15 protein-coding genes and 1 pseudogene are annotated in these 20,218 nt (G+C 41.0%); 14 read left to right on the forward strand and 2 right to left on the reverse strand.

Features of this window, described 5'->3' with window-relative positions:
• Window positions 1-82 precede the first annotated feature (82 nt).
• The 9 genes and pseudogenes from B0I26_RS01220 (at window position 83) to B0I26_RS01260 (ending at window position 10,298) form a co-directional block, all read left to right on the forward strand.
• On the forward strand, window positions 83-1,015 hold the full coding sequence (locus tag B0I26_RS01220; RefSeq protein WP_111643651.1) for an aspartate carbamoyltransferase catalytic subunit: 933 nt from the start codon (window positions 83-85) through the stop codon (window positions 1,013-1,015).
• Window positions 981-2,270 (forward strand): dihydroorotase, encoded by a 1,290-nt coding sequence (locus B0I26_RS01225; protein ID WP_111643652.1) that lies wholly within the window; start codon window positions 981-983, stop codon window positions 2,268-2,270. Before B0I26_RS01220 ends, B0I26_RS01225 begins: the two co-directional genes overlap by 35 nt.
• Window positions 2,267-3,361: a carbamoyl phosphate synthase small subunit gene (locus B0I26_RS01230; RefSeq protein WP_111643653.1), complete on the forward strand. Its 1,095-nt coding sequence runs from the start codon at window positions 2,267-2,269 to the stop codon at window positions 3,359-3,361. The genes B0I26_RS01225 and B0I26_RS01230 overlap by 4 nt, the downstream gene beginning before the upstream one ends.
• Window positions 3,354-6,566 carry a carbamoyl-phosphate synthase large subunit gene (gene carB / locus B0I26_RS01235; RefSeq protein ID WP_111643654.1) on the forward strand — a complete coding sequence of 1,071 codons (3,213 nt, stop codon included), beginning with the start codon at window positions 3,354-3,356 and terminating at the stop codon, window positions 6,564-6,566. Before B0I26_RS01230 ends, carB begins: the two co-directional genes overlap by 8 nt.
• A complete protein-coding gene (locus B0I26_RS01240) occupies window positions 6,563-7,336 on the forward strand; it encodes a dihydroorotate dehydrogenase electron transfer subunit (protein WP_111643655.1) in 774 nt (257 codons plus the stop codon). The genes carB and B0I26_RS01240 overlap by 4 nt, the downstream gene beginning before the upstream one ends.
• Entirely contained in the window at window positions 7,333-8,274 is a 942-nt protein-coding gene (locus tag B0I26_RS01245) for a dihydroorotate dehydrogenase (protein ID WP_111643656.1), read from the forward strand. Before B0I26_RS01240 ends, B0I26_RS01245 begins: the two co-directional genes overlap by 4 nt.
• A complete protein-coding gene (gene pyrF, locus B0I26_RS01250; protein WP_111643657.1) occupies window positions 8,246-8,965 on the forward strand; it encodes an orotidine-5'-phosphate decarboxylase in 720 nt (239 codons plus the stop codon). Before B0I26_RS01245 ends, pyrF begins: the two co-directional genes overlap by 29 nt.
• Window positions 8,962-9,591: an orotate phosphoribosyltransferase gene (gene pyrE / locus B0I26_RS01255; protein WP_111643658.1), complete on the forward strand. Its 630-nt coding sequence runs from the start codon at window positions 8,962-8,964 to the stop codon at window positions 9,589-9,591. Before pyrF ends, pyrE begins: the two co-directional genes overlap by 4 nt.
• Window positions 9,592-9,759: 168 nt before the next feature.
• Window positions 9,760-10,298, forward strand: a pseudogene (locus B0I26_RS01260) (Uma2 family endonuclease).
• Window positions 10,299-10,465: 167 nt separating this feature from the next.
• On the opposite strand, the gene B0I26_RS01265 reads toward B0I26_RS01260, so the two are convergent.
• Entirely contained in the window at window positions 10,466-11,425 is a 960-nt protein-coding gene (locus tag B0I26_RS01265) for a coiled-coil domain-containing protein (RefSeq protein WP_111643659.1), read from the reverse strand.
• Window positions 11,426-11,695: 270 nt separating this feature from the next.
• Between B0I26_RS01265 and B0I26_RS01270 the strand changes: the two genes are divergently transcribed.
• The 5 genes from B0I26_RS01270 (at window position 11,696) to B0I26_RS01290 (ending at window position 18,272) form a co-directional block, all read left to right on the forward strand.
• Window positions 11,696-12,667 (forward strand): helix-turn-helix transcriptional regulator, encoded by a 972-nt coding sequence (locus tag B0I26_RS01270; RefSeq protein WP_111643660.1) that lies wholly within the window; start codon window positions 11,696-11,698, stop codon window positions 12,665-12,667.
• Window positions 12,668-13,026: 359 nt separating this feature from the next.
• Window positions 13,027-13,857, forward strand: a complete 831-nt coding sequence (locus B0I26_RS01275; RefSeq protein WP_111643661.1) for a DUF4352 domain-containing protein — start codon at window positions 13,027-13,029, stop codon at window positions 13,855-13,857.
• 457 nt (window positions 13,858-14,314) lie between these two features.
• Entirely contained in the window at window positions 14,315-15,181 is an 867-nt protein-coding gene (locus B0I26_RS01280) for a hypothetical protein (RefSeq protein ID WP_111643662.1), read from the forward strand.
• Between the two features lie 2 nt (window positions 15,182-15,183).
• Window positions 15,184-16,761, forward strand: a complete 1,578-nt coding sequence (locus B0I26_RS01285) for an AAA family ATPase (RefSeq protein ID WP_111643663.1) — start codon at window positions 15,184-15,186, stop codon at window positions 16,759-16,761.
• Entirely contained in the window at window positions 16,758-18,272 is a 1,515-nt protein-coding gene (locus tag B0I26_RS01290) for a glycine zipper domain-containing protein (RefSeq protein ID WP_111643664.1), read from the forward strand. The genes B0I26_RS01285 and B0I26_RS01290 overlap by 4 nt, the downstream gene beginning before the upstream one ends.
• A 40-nt stretch (window positions 18,273-18,312) precedes the next feature.
• Here the strand turns inward: B0I26_RS01290 and B0I26_RS01295 are convergent, their stop codons facing one another.
• Window positions 18,313-20,028, reverse strand: coding sequence for an Rqc2 family fibronectin-binding protein (locus B0I26_RS01295; protein ID WP_111643665.1), 1,716 nt, complete (start codon window positions 20,026-20,028; stop codon window positions 18,313-18,315).
• Window positions 20,029-20,218 lie beyond the last annotated feature (190 nt).

The raw sequence follows: 20,218 nt of genomic DNA on the forward strand, positions 1-20,218 counted from the left end.
CAGCTTGCCCATTTACGCCTTTGCAAACACCCTGCTTAAGCGGCAGGGTGTTTTTTATTACATCTTTAGGAGTGGATAAAATATGAAACATTTGTTGACATTGAGCGAACTATCGCTGGAAGAAATCGCTTTGCTGCTTGACGAAGCGGAAGCATTTGCAAAAGGGAAGCAATGGCAGCCAAATAAACAAGTGTTTGTCGCCAATCTATTTTTTGAACCAAGCACAAGGACGAAATGCAGCTTTGAAGTAGCGGAACGGAAATTAGGTCTTCAGCCGATTCCGTTTGACGCGGATATGTCAAGTGTTCAAAAAGGGGAAACGCTCTATGACACGATTCGTACCCTTGAGTCAATTGGAGTCCAAGCCGTCGTCATTCGCCATTCCATGGAACAATATTTTGACTCATTGCGTAACGGTGTCAACATATCAATCATTAATGCAGGAGACGGATGCGGTCATCATCCGACCCAATCGCTTTTAGATTTAATGACCATCCGCCAGGAATTTGCAACATTTAAAGGATTGACGGTTGCGATTGTCGGCGATATTCGTCATAGCCGCGTGGCCCGCTCGAATGCAGAAGTATTAACGAGATTAGGGGCGAACGTGCTGTTTTCAAGTCCCGATGAATGGAAAGATGAAACAAACCGATTTGGTACATATGTAGACTTAGATACCGCAGTGAAAGAAGCGGACGTTATGATGCTCTTGCGCATTCAACATGAACGGCACGGAGAACAAATGGGGCTGACGAAGGAACAATACCATGAAACGTATGGCTTGACCGTAGAACGCGAGAAACGGATGAAACGGCATAGCATCATTTTACACCCGGCACCGGTCAATCGCGATGTCGAGATTGCCGGCAGTCTTGTTGAATGTGAACGCTCGAGAATCTTCAAGCAAATGGAAAACGGTGTGTATGTCAGAATGGCAGTTTTAAAAAGAGCGATTGAGTCAGTCGAAGGGGGAATGATGAATGGCTATTATTTTAAAAAATGGCAAATGGCTTAACGAGAACGGTGAAATGGAGAAAGCAGAAGTAAAAATGGAACACGGCAAAATCATCGAGATTGCTCAAAACATTACCGGTGCTGAGTCTGACGAAATCATTGATGTTGCCGGAAATCTTATTGTCCCCGGTTTTATCGACTTGCATGTCCATTTGCGCGAACCCGGCGGTGAACATAAAGAAACGATTGCAACTGGGACATTGGCGGCAGCGAAAGGCGGATTTACAACCGTTGCCGCGATGCCGAACACAAGACCGGTGCCGGATACGAAAGAGCAAATGGAATGGCTGCAAGAGCGCATTCGCAAAACCGCCCATGTCAATGTATTAGCATATGGAGCAATTACGATTCGGCAGCTCGGAAAGGAACTTACGGACTTTGCTGCTTTAAAAGAAGCCGGCGCATTTGCGTTTACCGACGATGGTGTCGGCGTGCAGTCAGCAGGAATGATGTACGAAGCAATGAAGCGGGCAGCAGAGCTGAATATGCCGGTTGTTGCCCATTGTGAAGATAACACACTTATAAATAAAGGTTCTGTCCATGATGGAATATTTGCCAAAAAATATGGAATCAATGGCATCCCTTCTATTTGTGAATCGGTTCATATTGCCCGTGATGTGCTGTTAGCGGAAGCAACAGGGTGTCATTATCACGTATGTCACATAAGCACAAAGGAGTCTGTTCGCATTGTGCGTGAGGCAAAACGTGCCGGAATCCGCGTCACTGCGGAAGTGACACCGCACCACTTGCTGCTTTGTGATGAAGATATTCCAGGCCTGGATGCCAATTATAAAATGAACCCGCCGCTAAGGGGAAGAGAAGACCGTGCCGCATTAATCGAAGGATTGTTGGATGGAACCATTGACTTTATTGCTACGGACCACGCGCCGCATACAGAAGAGGAAAAGGCGGAAGGAATGCAGCTTGCACCATTTGGAATCGTCGGTTTGGAAACAGCATTTCCGCTTTTATATACACACTTTGTTGAAACGAAAAAACTTTCTTTAAAACAATTAATCGATTTTCTAACGATAAAGCCGGCAGAGACGTTCGGTTTGCGGGCCGGAAAGTTAGCAGTCGGAGAAAAGGCCGATATCACTGTAATTGATTTGCAGCAGGAACAAGTCATCGATCCGACAACATTTGTATCAAAAGGAAAAAATACGCCGTTTGCTGGATGGACATGCAAAGGATGGCCGGTGATGACGTTTGTTGGCGGTAAACTTGTTTGGCAGAAAGGGAGAGAAGCACAATGAAACGACAACTCATTTTAGAAAACGGAACATTTTTTATCGGTGAAGCGTTTGGCAGTACGGAAAAAATGGTGGGCGAAGTCGTGTTTAATACAGGAATGACAGGGTATCAAGAAATACTGTCTGACCCTTCCTATTGCGGACAAATTGTCACAATGACGTATCCGCTTATCGGCAACTACGGGATCAACCGCGATGACTTTGAATCGATTGAACCGTATATTCACGGACTTGTCGTGAAGGAAGTTTGTAAAGTTCCGTCCAATTGGCGCAGCGAAATGACGTTAGAAGAATATTTAAAAGCAAAAAACATTCCAGGTTTAGCAGGGATTGATACAAGAAAATTAACAAAAATCATTCGCCAGCACGGCACGTTAAAGGGGGCGATTTGCGATTTAGATGTAAACGTTCATGAAGTGGTTGAATGGTTAAGGTCTACGAACTTACCGAATGACCAAGTAAAGCGCGTATCGACGAAAAGAGCCTATCCAAGCCCAGGCCGCGGGCATCGCGTTGTCTTAATTGATTTTGGCATGAAGCATGGCATTTTGCGTGAGTTAAATAAACGAAAATGCGATGTCATTGTGCTGCCATATAACGCGACAGCTGAAGAGGTGTTGCGTTTAAAGCCGGATGGAATCATGCTCTCCAACGGACCCGGTAACCCAAAAGATGTCCCGGAAGCCATTGAAATGATTCAAGGAGTATTAGGAAAAGTGCCGCTGTTTGGCATTTGTCTCGGGCATCAACTGTTTGCTCTTGCCTGCGGGGCGGATACGGAAAAAATGAAATTTGGCCATCGCGGCTCCAATCACCCGGTTAAACATTTAGCGACGGGGAAAGTGGCGATTACATCGCAAAATCATGGTTATACCGTTAACGAACAATCGCTGAAACAAACAAGGTTAGAGGTTACACATGTCGCTTTAAACGATGGAACGGTTGAAGGGCTCCGCCATTTAGACTATCCGGCATTTACGGTGCAATATCATCCGGAAGCATCACCAGGGCCGGAAGATGCGAACCATTTGTTTGACGAATTTATCAGCATGATCGAACAGTTCAAAAAGGAAGGGGAAGTTGTTTATGCCTAAACGCAAAGACATCGAAACCATTCTCGTCATCGGCTCAGGTCCGATCGTCATCGGTCAAGCCGCAGAATTTGACTATGCAGGAACGCAAGCCTGCCTTGCCTTAAAAGAGGAAGGATATAAAGTGATTTTAGTCAATTCGAACCCGGCAACGATTATGACGGATACAGAGATTGCTGATAAAGTTTACATTGAACCGTTGACGCTTGAATTTGTTGCCCGCATTATCCGCAAAGAACGCCCTGACGCTATTTTACCAACGCTTGGCGGGCAAACGGGGCTAAACTTAGCAGTAGAACTTGCCGAGACAGGTGTTCTTGAAGAATGCGGTGTGGAGATACTTGGGACAAAGCTTGAAGCCATTCAAAAAGCAGAAGACCGTGAACGGTTCCGCAGCTTAATGAACGAGTTAGGCGAGCCTGTTCCGGAAAGCGAAATTATTCATAGTTTAGAAGAAGCGTATGAGTTTGTGAAAACAATTGGTTATCCGGTAATTGTCCGTCCAGCGTTTACACTTGGCGGAACAGGTGGAGGGATTTGTACAAATGAAGAAGAGCTGATTGAAATTGTTTCCAACGGTTTAAAAATGAGCCCTGTTCACCAATGTTTGTTGGAAAAAAGTATCGCAGGCTATAAAGAAATCGAGTATGAAGTCATGCGCGATGCAAATGACAATGCAATTGTCGTGTGCAACATGGAAAATATTGACCCGGTCGGGATTCATACGGGAGATTCGATTGTTGTTGCCCCAAGCCAAACGTTAAGCGACCGCGAATATCAAATGCTGCGCAACGCATCATTACGAATTATCCGCGCTCTCGGCATCGAAGGCGGCTGCAATGTGCAGTTGGCGCTTGACCCGCACAGCTTTCATTACTATGTCATTGAAGTAAACCCGCGCGTCAGCCGTTCTTCCGCGTTGGCTTCGAAAGCGACGGGATATCCGATTGCTAAGCTTGCCGCAAAAATTGCCGTTGGTTTAACGTTAGACGAAATGATCAATCCGGTAACCGGAAAAACATATGCCTGCTTTGAACCGGCGCTTGACTATGTCGTGACAAAAATTCCGCGCTTCCCGTTTGATAAGTTCGAATCAGCCAACCGCCGCCTCGGCACGCAAATGAAAGCGACAGGAGAAGTCATGGCCATTGGCCGCACGTTTGAAGAATCCATTTTAAAAGCCGTTCGTTCTTTAGAAACGAATGTGTATCATTTAGAGTTAAAAGACGCAGACAAAATTCCGGATGAACTGATTGAAAAACGAATTCGCAAAGCAGGAGATGAACGATTATTTTACATCGCTGAAGCGCTCCGCCGCGGGATTTCTGTGGAACAAATTCATGAGTGGAGCCAAATTGACCGCTTTTTTCTGACGAAGCTGGAAAACATCATCCGCTATGAATCTGTTATTAAAGAAAATATGGGAGACTTAGATGTGCTGCGAAGAGCGAAGATGCTCGGTTTTTCAGACAGCGTCATTGCAAAGCTTTGGAATAAGAGCGACCGTGAAATTTATGAAATAAGAAAACAGGCGGGGATTATCCCGGTTTATAAAATGGTCGATACGTGCGCAGCGGAGTTTGAATCAGAAACACCTTATTATTACAGCACATATGAAGACGAAAATGAATCGCTCGTTACAGAGCGAAAAAGTGTTGTCGTTCTCGGCTCGGGGCCAATCCGGATCGGACAAGGGATTGAATTCGACTATGCCACTGTCCATTCTGTTTGGGCCATTAAAGAAGCAGGTTATGAGGCGATTATTATTAACAACAACCCAGAGACGGTATCAACAGACTTTAGTATCTCCGACAAACTGTATTTTGAACCGTTAACGATTGAAGATGTGATGCATGTCATTGACTTAGAAAAACCTGTTGGCGTTATTGTTCAATTCGGCGGACAGACAGCGATTAACTTAGCGGCTGAATTAGCAGCACGCGGCGTCCGCATTTTAGGAACGTCTCTTGAAGACTTGGATCGAGCGGAAAATCGTGACAAATTTGAGCAAACATTATCGGAATTAGGTATTCCGCAACCGCAAGGAAAAACAGCCTTCTCTGTGAAAGAAGCCGTGCGAATTGCCCAGGAAATCGGCTATCCTGTTTTAGTCCGTCCGTCATATGTGCTTGGCGGCAGAGCGATGGAAATTGTGTATAAAGAAGAAGAACTGCTTCATTATATGGAAAATGCCGTAAAAGTCAATCCGCAGCACCCCGTGTTAATCGACCGATATTTAATCGGAAAAGAAATTGAAGTAGATGCAATTTCCGATGGGGAAACCGTATTTATTCCAGGAATCATGGAGCATATTGAGCGCGCCGGCGTTCATTCGGGTGATTCGATTGCCGTATACCCGCCGCAAACATTATCAGAGAACATGAAACAAAAAATTGTTGATTATACAATTAAATTAGCTAGAGGTTTACGCATTATCGGTCTGTTAAATGTCCAATTCGTCATGTATAAAGATGAGGTTTACGTATTGGAGGTAAACCCGCGCTCAAGCCGTACCGTACCATTTTTAAGTAAAATTACGGGCGTGCCAATGGCAAATATAGCAACAAAAGTCATTTTAGGTACAAAACTTGCTGAACTTAGGCTTGAAACGGGACTTCATCACGAAAGCGAAGGAGTGTATGTAAAAGTTCCGGTGTTCTCATTTGCGAAATTGCGGAATGTCGACATTTCTTTAGGACCGGAAATGAAATCAACCGGCGAAGTAATGGGAAAAGACGTGACATTTGAAAAAGCATTATATAAAGGTCTTGTCGCATCAGGAATTCAAATTCGTTCTTACGGATCTGTTCTATTAACGATTGCCGATAAAGACAAAGAAGAAGCAATCGATTTAGCAAGACGTTTCCACCATATCGGCTATCAGCTGTTGGCAACATGCGGAACAGCAGAAGCATTAAGGGCGGAAAATATTCCGGTAACTGTTGTTAATAAAATTAATGGAGACTCACCAAACATTTTAGATGTAATTCGTCAAGGAAAAGCACAGGTTGTCATTAACACATTAACGAAAGGAAAGCAGCCGGAAAGCGATGGGTTCCGGATTCGCCGCGAATCGGTGGAAAATGGCATTCCATGTTTGACATCGCTTGATACAGCAAAAGCAATGCTTCAAGTCATTGAGTCGATGACATTCTCGACGACGGTGATGCCGAAATTTTCAAATTTCCAGGAAGTGATTCATTCATGATTCGCAAAGAACAAATGAGCATTGTCGCTCACGAACGTATCTCCGATAATATTTACCGCATCGTTTTAACAGGTGATCTTGTTGATGAAATGAACAACCCTGGTCAATTTGTTCATGTAAAAATCGGGGCGCAGGCAGAACCTCTCTTGCGCCGCCCGATTAGCATTTGCGAGATTAAGCAGGAGAGAAAACAGTTTACAATGATTTACCGAAAAGAGGGGCTTGGCACAAGCATTCTTGCAACGAAAATGCCCGGTGAGAGTCTGGATATTCTTGGACCGCTTGGAAATGGCTTTCCGCTTGAGGCTGCCGAAGAAGGACAGACAGCTTTACTTGTCGGCGGCGGTATTGGTGTCCCTCCTCTTTATGAATTGTCCAAACGATTAGTGGAAAAAGGTGTCCATGTGATTCATGTGCTCGGGTTTCAACATAAAGATGCCGTGTTTTTAGAAAACGAGTTTGCTAAGTTAGGAGAAACATACGTAGCAACGATGGATGGTTCGTATGGCATAAAAGGGTCTGTTACCGATGTCATTGCTGAGCACAACTTCTCGTTTGATGTTCTCTATTCATGCGGCCCCAAACCGATGTTAAAAGCGCTTGCACAAGCGTTTCCTAATCAAAATGTCTATCTGTCTCTTGAAGAAAGAATGGGCTGCGGAATCGGCGCTTGTTTTGCCTGCGTCTGCCGCGTGCCAAACAGCGATACCGCATATAAAAAAGTATGCAGCGACGGACCTGTTTTCAAAGCGGGGGAGGTGCTTTTATGAATCGTCTCGCTGTTAAACTGCCCGGCCTGTCTTTAAAAAATCCGGTTATGCCAGCTTCTGGATGTTTCGGGTTCGGCCGGGAGTATGCACAGTTTTATGATTTAAGCCAATTAGGAGCAATTATGATTAAGGCGACAACACTTGAGCCCCGTTTTGGAAATCCAACGCCGCGAGTCGCAGAAACGCCAAGCGGCATGCTGAATGCGATCGGCCTGCAAAATCCGGGGCTCGAAAAAGTATTAAGCGAAGAACTGCCATGGCTTGAACAGTTTGATGTACCGATTATTGCCAACATTGCCGGATCGACGATGGAAGACTATGTACAAGTAGCTAAAGAAATTTCCAAAGCGCCAAATGTTCATGCGCTTGAGTTAAATATTTCCTGTCCAAATGTAAAAAAAGGCGGAATCGCGTTTGGAACCATTCCAGAAGTCGCTGCTGAATTAACGAAACTTGTGAAAGAAGTGTCGGAAGTTCCCGTCTATGTGAAGCTTTCGCCAAACGTAACAAACATTGTGGAGATGGCTAAGGCAATTGAAGAAGCAGGAGCTGATGGTTTGACAATGATTAATACGGTGCTTGGGATGCGCATTGATATAAAAAGCGCCGCACCAATCCTTGCCAACCGTACCGGCGGATTATCTGGCCCTGCCATTAAACCGATTGCGATTCGCATGATTTATGAAGTAAGCCAAGCCGTTTCGATTCCGATTATCGGCATGGGCGGCATTCAATCAGCTGAAGATGTAATTGAGTTTTTCTACGCGGGAGCAAGCGCTGTAGCGGTCGGGACAGCCAACTTTGTCGACCCGTTTGTTTGTCCGAACATCATTGAAGAGCTGCCGAAACTGCTTGATCAACTCGGAGTTGAGCATATATCCGAGTGCACAGGAAGGAGCTGGAGAAAAAGTGGACAGTCCTCTTATTGTGGCGCTTGATTTTCCGTCTATGGAAGAAGTAAAAAGATTTTTACAGCCATTTCAAGGCGAACCGCTATTCGTAAAGGTCGGAATGGAATTATATTATCAAGAAGGACCAGCGATTATCTCTTATTTAAAAGAACAGGGACAGCAAATTTTTTTAGATTTAAAGCTTCATGACATTCCAAATACGGTGAAGCAGGCGATGAAGGGGATAGCTCGCTTAGGAGTGGATCTTATCAATGTTCATGCAGCCGGCGGAACGAAGATGATGGAGGCGGCGCTTGAAGGGCTTGAGGCGGGAACAGAAGCGGGCAAACGCCGCCCTTATTGCATTGCCGTCACGCAATTGACAAGCACAAGTGAACAAATGCTGCATGAACAACTTCTGATCGAACGCTCGCTGGAGGAGACGGTGCTTCATTATGCGTCACTGGCAAAAAGAAGCGGACTGGATGGGGTTGTCTGTTCGGCTAAAGAAGTACCGTTTATTCGTGAGCATTTTGGTGAAGCGTTTCTTGCGGTGACACCGGGCATTCGTTTTGCTGCGGATGAAAAAAATGATCAAGTTCGCGTCGTCACGCCTTATGAGGCGAAACAGTTGGGCGCAAGCGCGATCGTCATCGGCCGCAGCATCACAAAAGCAGTCGATCCGTATGCGGCTTACCAACAACTACAGCGGGAATGGAATGGGGGAAAAGAGAAATGAACAAAGAAATCGCCACCTATTTACTGCAAATCGGCGCAGTATCCTTACAGCCAAATGAACCGTTTACATGGTCATCGGGAATGAAATCGCCGATTTACTGCGATAATCGGCTCACATTAGCTTATCCAGGCATCAGAAGCGCAATTGCCGACGGTTTAACAGGATTAATTCGTATACATTTTCCAGGCGTTCAAGTGATCGCCGGCACGGCAACAGCAGGAATTCCTCATGCGGCGTGGGTGAGCGAGCGCTTAGCCTTACCGATGTGTTATGTGCGCAGCCAAGCAAAAGGACACGGAAAAGGGAAACAAATTGAAGGAAAAGTCGAAAAAGGCCAAAAGGTCGTCGTTGTTGAGGATTTAGTTTCTACAGGCGGCAGTTCGCTAACCGCCGTTCATGCATTGCGGGAAGAGGGCTGTGACGTGCTTGGTGTCGTTGCGATTTTTACATATGGCTTGGAAAAAGGAAAACAAGCCTTTGCCGAAAACAATATAGTCGTCCATACGCTCACCGATTATGATATGCTCATTGAAACAGCGGTGGAGATGGGCGTTATTACAGAGGAAGACATCGCCACATTGCGGGAGTGGCGCGAAAATCCAAGCGAGTGGGGACGGACGATTTAGTGTTCTCAAGGTGAAAGAACAGAGGCTGTCTTAGACCATTATGAGACAGCCTCTTACCATGTTGTGAAAAGTTTGAACGCTGCTGTACAAAAAGTCATCATCTCTGTTTGGCATTGTAAATGATAGTACGAAGGTGGGATTTTGATGAAGCTGCCGAACTTTCCGGAAATGTCGTACGAGGAATATTTAACGCTGCGGGAAAAAAGCGGGGAACGATTCGAATATATCGATGGCGTTGTTTATATGGTCCCCTCTCCGAGCATTAAACATCAACTTGTTTCCAGCAATATTTATACGCAGTTTGGAATGTATTTGAAAGGAAAAAGTGCAAAGTGTTTGCTGCACCGACTGATATAGAGCTTGTCAGCGAGAAGTTGCCGGAACGAAAAGTTGTCATTCCTGACCTTAGCATTATTTGTGATGAAACAGGGTTTAAGGAAACAAAATATGTCGGCGTTCCAACTCTGATTGTTGAAATATTAAGCCCTTCTAATCAAGCACATGATTTAGTCACAAAGTTTAATTTATATATGGCTTATGGAGTGAAAGAATATTGGATGATCAATCCGATGAAAGAAGCGGTTACCGTTTATGCGTTAAATGAGGAAGGGCTGTACGAACAAGCGGATATCCAAGTTGGTACCGGAATCGTTCAATCAGTTTGTTTTCCTGGGTTATCAGCCGATATTCAAGAGATTTTCCGCTGAGACAACCGAATAAAACGAAATCGGCTTTACCCATGATTTATCATATATGGCAGTTGCGGGGTTGGGTCAATCTCTTTGCTGAACTTGTTTTAGAAAAAGAATGAAGCAAATGGCAGGAGCAGCTATTGAGGTGCAACGTTTGTTGTTTCGATGTGTATGGAAACATCCTACCATTTCATTTGTTTTAACGAGCGCAGTTCGCTTTCTTGTTCAAGCGAGCGGAATGAAAGAGATTCAAGCACGCGCTCTTGCCGTTTTTGACAGACAAGTACTTCGTCTAATTTTTGCAATGCTTCTGCAAGAGTTTGTTTCATCGTTGGAATTTCATTTACTTGCTCTGACATTTGTATGACGGTTTGTTTAATAACCGGGATTTCATTGACTTGTTCTGATAGTTGTGCCACGGTTTGCTTGATGGCCGGAATTTCGTTTGTCCTTTCTAACGCTTCTTCCACCTTTTGTTTGAGCGTGGGAATTTCGTTTACTGCTTCCAATGTTTCCAACACCGCTTGTTTAATGAAAGGAATATCTGCGACATCGTCTTTCGTGGCCATGGTTTGTTCAATCCGTTCGATACGCTTGTCCATAGCGGCAAGCTCATCCTTGGTAGCCATGCGTTGTTCAATGCTGGCAATGTCATCTTTGGTAGCCATCGTCTGTTCAACGCGTTCAATGCGCTGTTCCATAGCGGCGATATCGTCTTTGGTAGCCATCGTCTGTTCAATGCGTTCAATGCGCTGTTCCATAGCGGCGATATCGTCTTTGGTAGCCATCGTCTGTTCAATGCGTTCAATGCGCTGTTCCATAGCGGCGATATCGTCTTTGGTAGCCATCGTCTGTTCAATGCGTTCAATGCGCTGTTCCATAGCGGCGATATCGTCTTTGGTAGCCATCGTTTGTTCAACGCGTTCAATACGTTGTTCCATAGCGGCGATGTCATCTTTGGTGGCCATCGTTTGCTCAACACGTTCAATACGCTGTTCCATAGCGGCGATATCGTCTTTGGTGGCCATCGTTTGTTCAACGCGTTCAATACGTTGTTCCATAGCGGCAAAGTCGGCTTTTGTCACCATATGTTCTCGTAAAAACGCTAATTCATTAACAATATGCTGTAATACGTCTTCCACATTTTTTCACCTCCTTCTTTTTTTCCACATCATTATTATAGCATCCGCTTATGAACTTGTAACTGTACACTGAGGTATACAACTTATTTTTTCATATGAAACAACATGGTTGATTCGACAAATGTAAAATTTTTTATATTTTTCTTCAGGTACAAATAATGTCTATGTATTGATGGTAATATATTGTTACATATGTATTAAGTCCCATTTTTGTTAGTATGGATATGGATATTCAGAGCAGCGATTGTTCAAAAATTTGGAGGGATGAGCGTGGATGAGCAACAATCGAAGCCGATGCGAATTTTATCCATGTATGAACGGCTTCGGCAAGGGGAAACAATTTCTAAAAAAAGAGAGGCAGAGCGTTTCAGTGTCAATGAAAAAACGATTCAGCGCGATATTGATGAGCTGCGTACATATATTGCTGACTCGTTTCATACGTTCATGACGTTAGAGTACGATCGCAAGAAAAAGGGATATGTATTAAAGAGAAGTGAAGACGAGTGGCTGACAAATGAAGAAATTCTCGTCATCGCCAAAATATTGCTTGAAAGCCGCGCACTAAAAAAGGAAGAAATGGATCAACTACTAAAAAAGCTTATTTTTCAATCACATCCACAAAATCAGCGTTTTATCCAAGATGTCATACGAAATGAACATTTTCACTACGTTTCGTTGCAGCATAATCAACCGCTCATTCAGACGATTTGGGATTTAAGTCGTGCGGTGCACACAAAACGGGCGATTGTCATTGATTACAAGAAAGAAGGAGAAGATTCGCCAATCACAAGGAAGTTAAAACCTGTCGGAATCGTTTTCTCAGAATATTACTTTTACTTAATCGCTTTTCTTATAGACTATGAATTTAATTTTCCAACAATTTATCGAGTAGATCGCATTGTTCGTTACACCGTTACGAATGAGCGTTTCCAATCCGATTATAAAAATCGGTTTGAAGAGGGAGAATTTCGCAAACGAGTGCAATTTATGCATGCGGGGGAATTGATGAAAATCACGTTTCGGTTTTGGGGACCTTCCTTGCAAGCGATTTTAGATCGCCTGCCCACAGCTAAAGTCGTTGAAACAGATGGACAAACATCGGTCATTGAAGCAGAAGTTTACGGACGCGGTATCAAAATGTGGCTGTTAAGCCAGGCGCAATATTTGGAGGTGATTAAGCCGGAGGAATTTCGTGAGGAGATGAGGGAGACGATCGAGAAGATGTTGGAAAATTATAGGTAAGGGAGGATTAGAGTGGATTATTAGCCGAACAAATTAAGGAAGAAGAACAACATGCCATTCATTTTTACCGTCAGGCAGTGAAGTAGAACGGATTTGTCGCATTTAGTACAAATTGCTATAAATGACGATTCTCAAGTTGCACATTCAATCTCTAAACCTGCAAAGAAGTTAGGTGTTTTTATTAAGTATGACACAAACGAAAAGTTCGGTAAGTTTATGTTGGGAGACGAGTCAATAGTTTCATAAGAATGATAGTGTCCATGTATAGTGAAGTAAAATGTAGGTAAATTATCCAATCTGTTTAGCAAACAGCAAAGGTGCTGTTTACATAATATTGCTAGAGAGGAGAAACGATAAACATGAGAAAACTTTTATCTTTATTTTTCGCATTTGGATTGTTGCTTGTAGCAGCTGGTTGCTCATCCGAACAATCATCCACCAGCAAAAATGACGACAAAAAACAAGAATCGAAAGAACCATTGTCAAAAGAAGAATTTACTAAAATGATTTCTAACCCAGATAAGTATAAGGGCTCTAAAGTGGATTTTTACGCTAAAATTTTTGTTGAACCAGAGAAGGATGATGACGGAATTTACATTCAAGCATTTGCTGATCCAAAAAATAGCGAACAGAATGTGATTGTTGTAGCTGACCCGAAGACTGATGTGAAAAATGAAGACATCATTCATGTAGTTGGAACTGTTAGAGAATCATTTGAAGGTGAAAACGCACTAGGTGGAAAAGTTACTGCTCCAATTATTGACGCAGAAAAAGTGGAAAAGACAGATTATGTAACGGCGTTCTCCAAACCAATTAAAACTATTGAAGTAAATAAAGAAATCAATCAGCATGGTTATATCGTAAAATTGAATAAAGTAGAGATTGCAGAAGATGAAACAAGAGCGTATGTTACGATTTCAAACCAGAGCAATGCCAAAATTAATTTCTGGGAGCATAATGCAAAGCTTTTAGTAGGTAATACACAACATGAGAAAGCGGATAACTTTGAGGCAGGATATCCTGAAATTCCGACAGATATTTTACCAAAAACAAATGTAGAAGCAATTATTCCTTTTCCGGCTATCGATGCAAATGAACAAGTAATTAAATTTTATTTTGAAGGAAGTTCTGAAAACTATGATATTAATATCGAGCCATTCCAATTCGAAGTAAGCATTGCTCAACAGTAAAATGGTGAAGTGAGGGAATTGTGAGTAAATCAACATTCCCTCGCTGTCCTATAAATTACAATGTATAGACTATTCGTATTAATTTGACATGATGGACAACTCAAAATAAAAATTCCATTAAGTGAAGCATGTATAAAATATATGAATTTTTGGATGAAACAGTTTTTGATTTTATATTTATGTTGTAAAGTTTGTTGGGAAGCTAGCTTTTGACATAGAAGACATCATTACCTATAGAAACAAGAGGAGGAGTTTCTCGAAGAATTCTCCTGTAGGAAATTTTTCGAGAGGCCTTCAGACATATTTATCATGTTTGACAATAGATCACTATGATATAAAAAACGTATCATCAACGTAAGAAAACGAATGTTGATGAGATATTGTCTTATGGTGGTATATAGAATCGTTGTAACACAGTGGAAAATGGTATAATTGTCAAAATTATGGAGGGAGAGACATGGCTAAAACGATCAAATTCAATCTCATTTTAGATAATCAACCAGTAAGAAATATTGATGATTTAAAAAATAATTTTTCAATTGAGGATATGCTAGATGTATATAAAAATGGGTTGCTACAAAGATGGCTCTCTGTTAGGGGATATAATGACTATCTTAATAAAGTCAATAGTATAACAGCTCATAGTAATACTGAGATCATTCAACAACTTATTAAGATTTTTGAGATGGAATGTGATGATGACAAAATAAAAGAAAGCATTGCAATTTTAGAGTATGTAAACGAGCGAGCAGCGTTACTTGAGGAATATAAAAAGGCGAATTATCAAGTTAAAAGCATTATCGATGATTATCACGCAGGTTACGAATCAGTAATTATGGATATCATCGAAAATAAAGATAATATGCCGAAAATTAAAGCGAATATACAAGAGATAGAAAAAAATTATATGGGACTTTTTAATTTAAATTACAAGGATTTGTATGAAACTTTAATTGAACAAGCCCCTTTAGCTGTTTTTGCAATTTTGATGAACGATGGGATGCGAAGTTGTTTTTTAGATAGTGAATGTTACATCCATGAGGAACTGAACAACTTTATACAAAATAGAAGCTGGTTAAAAGAAAAAATAGGAGAAGAATTAAAAATTTTTAAAGGCGATACAGAAGCTTATTGGAAAGATATAGAACCACAAGGAAAAAAATATATGATTATAAGAATGGAAAACGGTAATTACGTGCGGAATGCCGGAAAATTTGGAGAGGAATTATCTTCGAGCGATATTAATGGCGCTTTTGTTATTTTAGATGGAATTGATTATAAAAGCAGAAATGCTAATCATGAACTTCTGTACATGGAGGTGTGAAGATGAGGAAAAATGCCGAACATCTTTTAGCTTCATATGTCGATGCTTTACGTCCGATTATATATATCAATCATTTTGATTTTAAAGTAATTGATGATTTGATTTTGAAGATTGGACAAGGTGTCAATATTGTCGAATATAACAATGCGTTAGGAATCGTAGATTTTGAGACGAAAAGCCCATTGCTGGAATGTAGTTTGGAAAAATTTTTAATAAATATTATGGATGAAGGATACGAAAAGCAAACTTTTATTGTGCTTAAAGATGTACATAATTTTTTGGAAGATCCTAAAGTTATAGCGTTACTGAAAAGAATATGTGAAGATAATTTGTATCGTGAAAATTACAACGCTACGATATTTATAGTGTCTAGCAAGTTGACCATTCCATGTGAATTAGAAAATTATATCACTGTATTTGATGTTCCACTACCTACACATAAAGAGATTGTTGAATTAGTCATAAATTTTACTAAAAGTTTAGATATTCAAGTGGAAGAAGAAGTACTAAACGACATCGCTTTATCATTTAGAGGACTAAATGAATTTCAAATAAACCAAATCTTAAATTTAGCCTATCAAGATGGCGGATATATTGATGAGGAAGACAAGTATTTAATACTTCAAGAAAAAGAACAGCTCATTAAAAAATCAGGAATGTTGGAGATGGTTAATTTTAAAGAGAGTATAGAAGATATTGGCGGTTTGGAAAATTTAAAGGCATGGCTTTATCGAAAGGCGAAAGTGTTTAACCACTTAGATAAAGCGATTAAGTTTGGAGTGGATGTTCCAAAAGGAATCATGATTATTGGTATGCCAGGTTGCGGTAAAAGTTTAACGGCAAAAGCGACGGCTAGATTGTTTGAAGTGCCGCTCGTACGGCTTGATGTCGGTAGGCTTCTTGGTAAATATGTTGGCGAATCGGAAGAAAATATGAGAAAAGCATTGCAATTAGCAGAAGCGATCAGCCCATGTGTTCTTTGGATTGACGAAATTGAAAAAGCGTTTTCTGGTGTTGGTAGTGAAGGTGGAGGAAATGATGTCACGACGAGATTGTTTGGTCATTTTCTTACGTGGATGCAAGAAAAAGAAAATACTGTTTTTATCGTTGCCACAGCGAACGATATTTCAAGAATACCTCCTGAATTTTTGAGAAAAGGGAGATTCGATGAATTGTTTTTCGTCGATTTACCAAGCGATGAGGAACGAAGAAAGATTATCGAAATTCATCTCAAGAAAAGAAACAAATGGCATAAAGATATAGACACAATTGCTTTAATAAAAGAAACGAAAGGATTTAACGGGGCAGATTTAGAATCTGTTGTAAAAGAAGCCATCGAATCTGCATTTATTAACGGTAAAGATAAAATAACAACTGAAGATTTAATACAGGCCGCTAGAGATACAAAACCGATTTCAAGCACTTTAAAGGATAAGATCGATCAAATCAAACAAGCAATTAGTAAAATTGATATAAAACCGGCAAGTAAAATAAATGATATTGAGAAACAATCCGCGGGAGAACAAATCGTTAAGGAACCATTTCTGATAAGTTCGTTGAGAAAGGGACGGAGAATATGAACGCAATGAGAACGGAGGAATTCGAATATACACAAATATTGCCTGAAGATGAGGCGAAGGAACTGCAAATTTTTCAACAGAAATTCATAGAAAGCTATATTAATCATAAAGATAAAATGGATGTCGAAGAATGGCTTAGGGTGGAATTAAAAAATAACCTTCCTGAAAAGACCGATACAGAGATAGAGAAAATTAGTAAAGAGATTGTTGAAACGCTCAAAGTAAATGAGACTAGCAAAATGTCTCTACAAGAAGCGATAAAAAATGGTCGCAGTAAAGAGAGTTGGTTTGCAAACCAACTCAAGCAATCGACTTCCCATTTATCTACTGCACAAACAGCGGAATATCTTCACACGTTGGATGAAGCGATGAAAAATGCAAACCAATCCATGTATAATACAATAATTACAAAAAATGGAACGATTAATCAAAACCTGAATTTAGATGGGTTTATTGCAGAGCAACATCATGTGAATTCTTTTAACTTGAAAGCAGCAGTTAAGGGAAGTGAGTATCGAGCAGAAGTGCTTCTTCCTAAAGATGGGCAAACGTACGGTAAAAACTCCGTTGATATTGTGATAAAAGATAGAACAGGAAAAATCGTTGAAAGGTATCAAGCTAAGTATGGCAAAACAGCTGAAGATACGATAAGAATGATTAATGAAGGGAATTATAATAATCAGCGATTACTCGTTCCTGCAGAACAAGTAGAAGAAGTTCAAAAAGCTTTTCCAAATAAAACAGTTGTAGCATCCATTGGATCGGGAGAAATCAAAAGCGAACCTTTAGAAAAAATAAGAGCAAAAGAATTGCAAAAAGAAGCTCAAAGCGGCAGATGGAATGACTTAAATTGGAACGAATATAAAAACAAAGATCTTGCGATTGGGATTGGAAAACAAGCCGGGTATGCGGCGATACAAGGAGCTGCCATTGGAGCGGGAATCGAGCTTGCAAAGAAAGTATGTAATGGTGAAGAAATAAAATCAGAAGAAATCGTTGAACAAGTATTAATGTCTGGTGCGGATTTTGGAATTAAAGCTGCGACGGCAGGCGCTTTGAAAGTCGCTGTCGAAAAAGGAGTAGTAACAGTTATTCCAAAAGGAACTCCAGCTGGAACAATCGCTAATATAGCATATATCGCCATTGAAAATATTAAAATATTAGGAAAAGTAGCAACAGGTGAAATGACAATAAGAGAAGGCTTTGAAAAAATAGAGCAAACGACTGTCGCAACGGTAGCTGGTATTGCAGCAAGTACTGAAGGCGCGTTAATCGGAGCAACTGTTGGATCTGTGTTTGGCCCAGTTGGAGCAGCTGTTGGTAGTTTTATCGGTGGAACGGTTGGATATATAGCAGGTTCAAAAGTTGGAGAAACAATAGTGAAAACTCATCAAAAAATCAGAAATAAAGCGAGAGAAATTGTAAAAGAAGTTGGAAGTACTGTAGCTTCGGAAGTGAAAAATACTTGGAATAGTGTAAAAAGTTTTGCCAGTAGATGGTTCGCTCGGTAAAACAGAAACCAATTCAACGAAAAAAACCGCCTGCCCATTGTCAGACGGTTTTTTTCATTTTAATCACCAAATCCTCATCTGGTGTCACATAGATTGTTTGTTGATTTTCGTAGATCACATATCCCGGCTTTGCGCCGCTCGGTTTTTTGACGTAGCGAATTTTCGTATAGTCAACAGGTACGGAGCTTGATTGCCGCGCTTTGCTAAAGTAGGCAGCAAGGTTGGCGGCTTCTAAAATCGTTTGTTCTGACGGATTTTTGCTGCGAATGACGACATGGGAGCCAGGAATGTCTTTTGTATGCAGCCAAATCTCGTCTTTATGCGCCAATTTATTCGTTAAATAGTCATTTTGTTTATTGTTTTTCCCGACAAGAATTTCTGTGCCGTCGCTTGAGATATATTTCTCAAGTTCAATTTTTCCTTGCTTTTGTTTTTTTGCCTGTTTTGATTGCCGCGCGCGCAAATATCCTTCTTCAATTAACTCTTCGCGAATTTCTTCTACATCTTTCGGGGACGCCGACTCTATTTGTTGCAGGAGACGTTCAAAATAATCCACTTCTTGTTTTGTCCGCTCAATTTGTTCTTGAACGATATGCACCGAATTTTTTGCTTTCTGGTATTTTTGAAAATAGCTTTGGGCATTTTCTGACGGTGATTTTTGCGGATCAAGCGTAATGGTAATCGTACTGCCATTTTCATCATAATAGTTGATGACTTCAACTTGCTTATCCCCGCGCTTGATCGCGTATAAATTGGCTGTTAACAATTCACCATATAGCCGATATTGTTCGGCTTTTTCCGCTTCTTTTAATGTTTGCTCAAGCTTTTTTAGTTTTTTTTCATTTTTCGTTTTCTCATTGGTGATAAACCGCTCTAAATCATGTGCCTGCTGCTTGACGCGGTCTCGTTCGGCCTTTCCAAAATAAAACCGATCAAGCATTTCGCTGAGGGTCGAAAATGTTTTCGTTTCCCCTTGAAGGTGCGTAAGCGGCAGAACATAAAACGTTTCTTTTGTATCATGATAATAAATTTGCGGCATGATGCGCCCCAGCTTCACGTCTTCTACCATGGCAATAAAGCTTTTTGGCAATGTGGCGCGATTGGCAATTCCCGCGCGGAACACGGCTTCTTTGGCAAAGAGCGGTGAAATGCCAGAAAAATGTTGTACTAACTGTTCCGCCAATTTCCCGGAGTTAAAATCTAACTTTTTTAATATCGTCTCTTCATTCACTAGTAACGGATTTATTTTTCCGTGTGACGGCGGAGCGATATATTCATAGCCGGGCAAAACCGTACGATGACGGTTTACCGACGGCGGAAGATGTTTAATGCTGTCAATAATCGTATTTGTTTTTTTATCGACTAAAATAATGTTGCTATGGCGTCCCATAATCTCAATGATTAATTGTTTCACTGACAAATCGCCGATTTCATCGCGCCCTTTTGTCTCAATAATAATGATGCGGTCTAAGTCAACCTGTTTTACCGTTTCAATAATACTGCCTTCTAAATGTTTTCTTAGAAGCATGCAAAACATCGGCGGTTCGGCAGGATTGTCGTATGCTTCGTTCGTTAAATGAACGCGCGCATAAGTTGGATGGGCCGATAGAAGTAATTTATAATTTTGACCGCGGGCTCGAATTTGCAAAACAAGTTCATGTTTAAACGGTTGATGAATTTTTGTAATCCGTCCGCTTTCAATGGTTTCCTTTAGTTCTTTTGTCATTACATATGTAAAAATTCCGTCAAATGACATAAATAATACACCTTTCTATAATTTGCTCTAGTGAATTATATCATTTTTTTCGAATGTCGTTAAATATCGTGTATAATAAGTAAAGGAAGCAACAATCGATGATTTCGTTTTTATTTGAAAAAACGATTGTAAAATATGATATAATTTGATGTGTAATAGGGATTTGCTCTATTACTTTCTTTTTGTACTG

This window comes from Paranoxybacillus vitaminiphilus, from assembly GCF_003259935.1.
GTDB lineage: Bacteria > Bacillota > Bacilli > Bacillales > Anoxybacillaceae > Paranoxybacillus > Paranoxybacillus vitaminiphilus.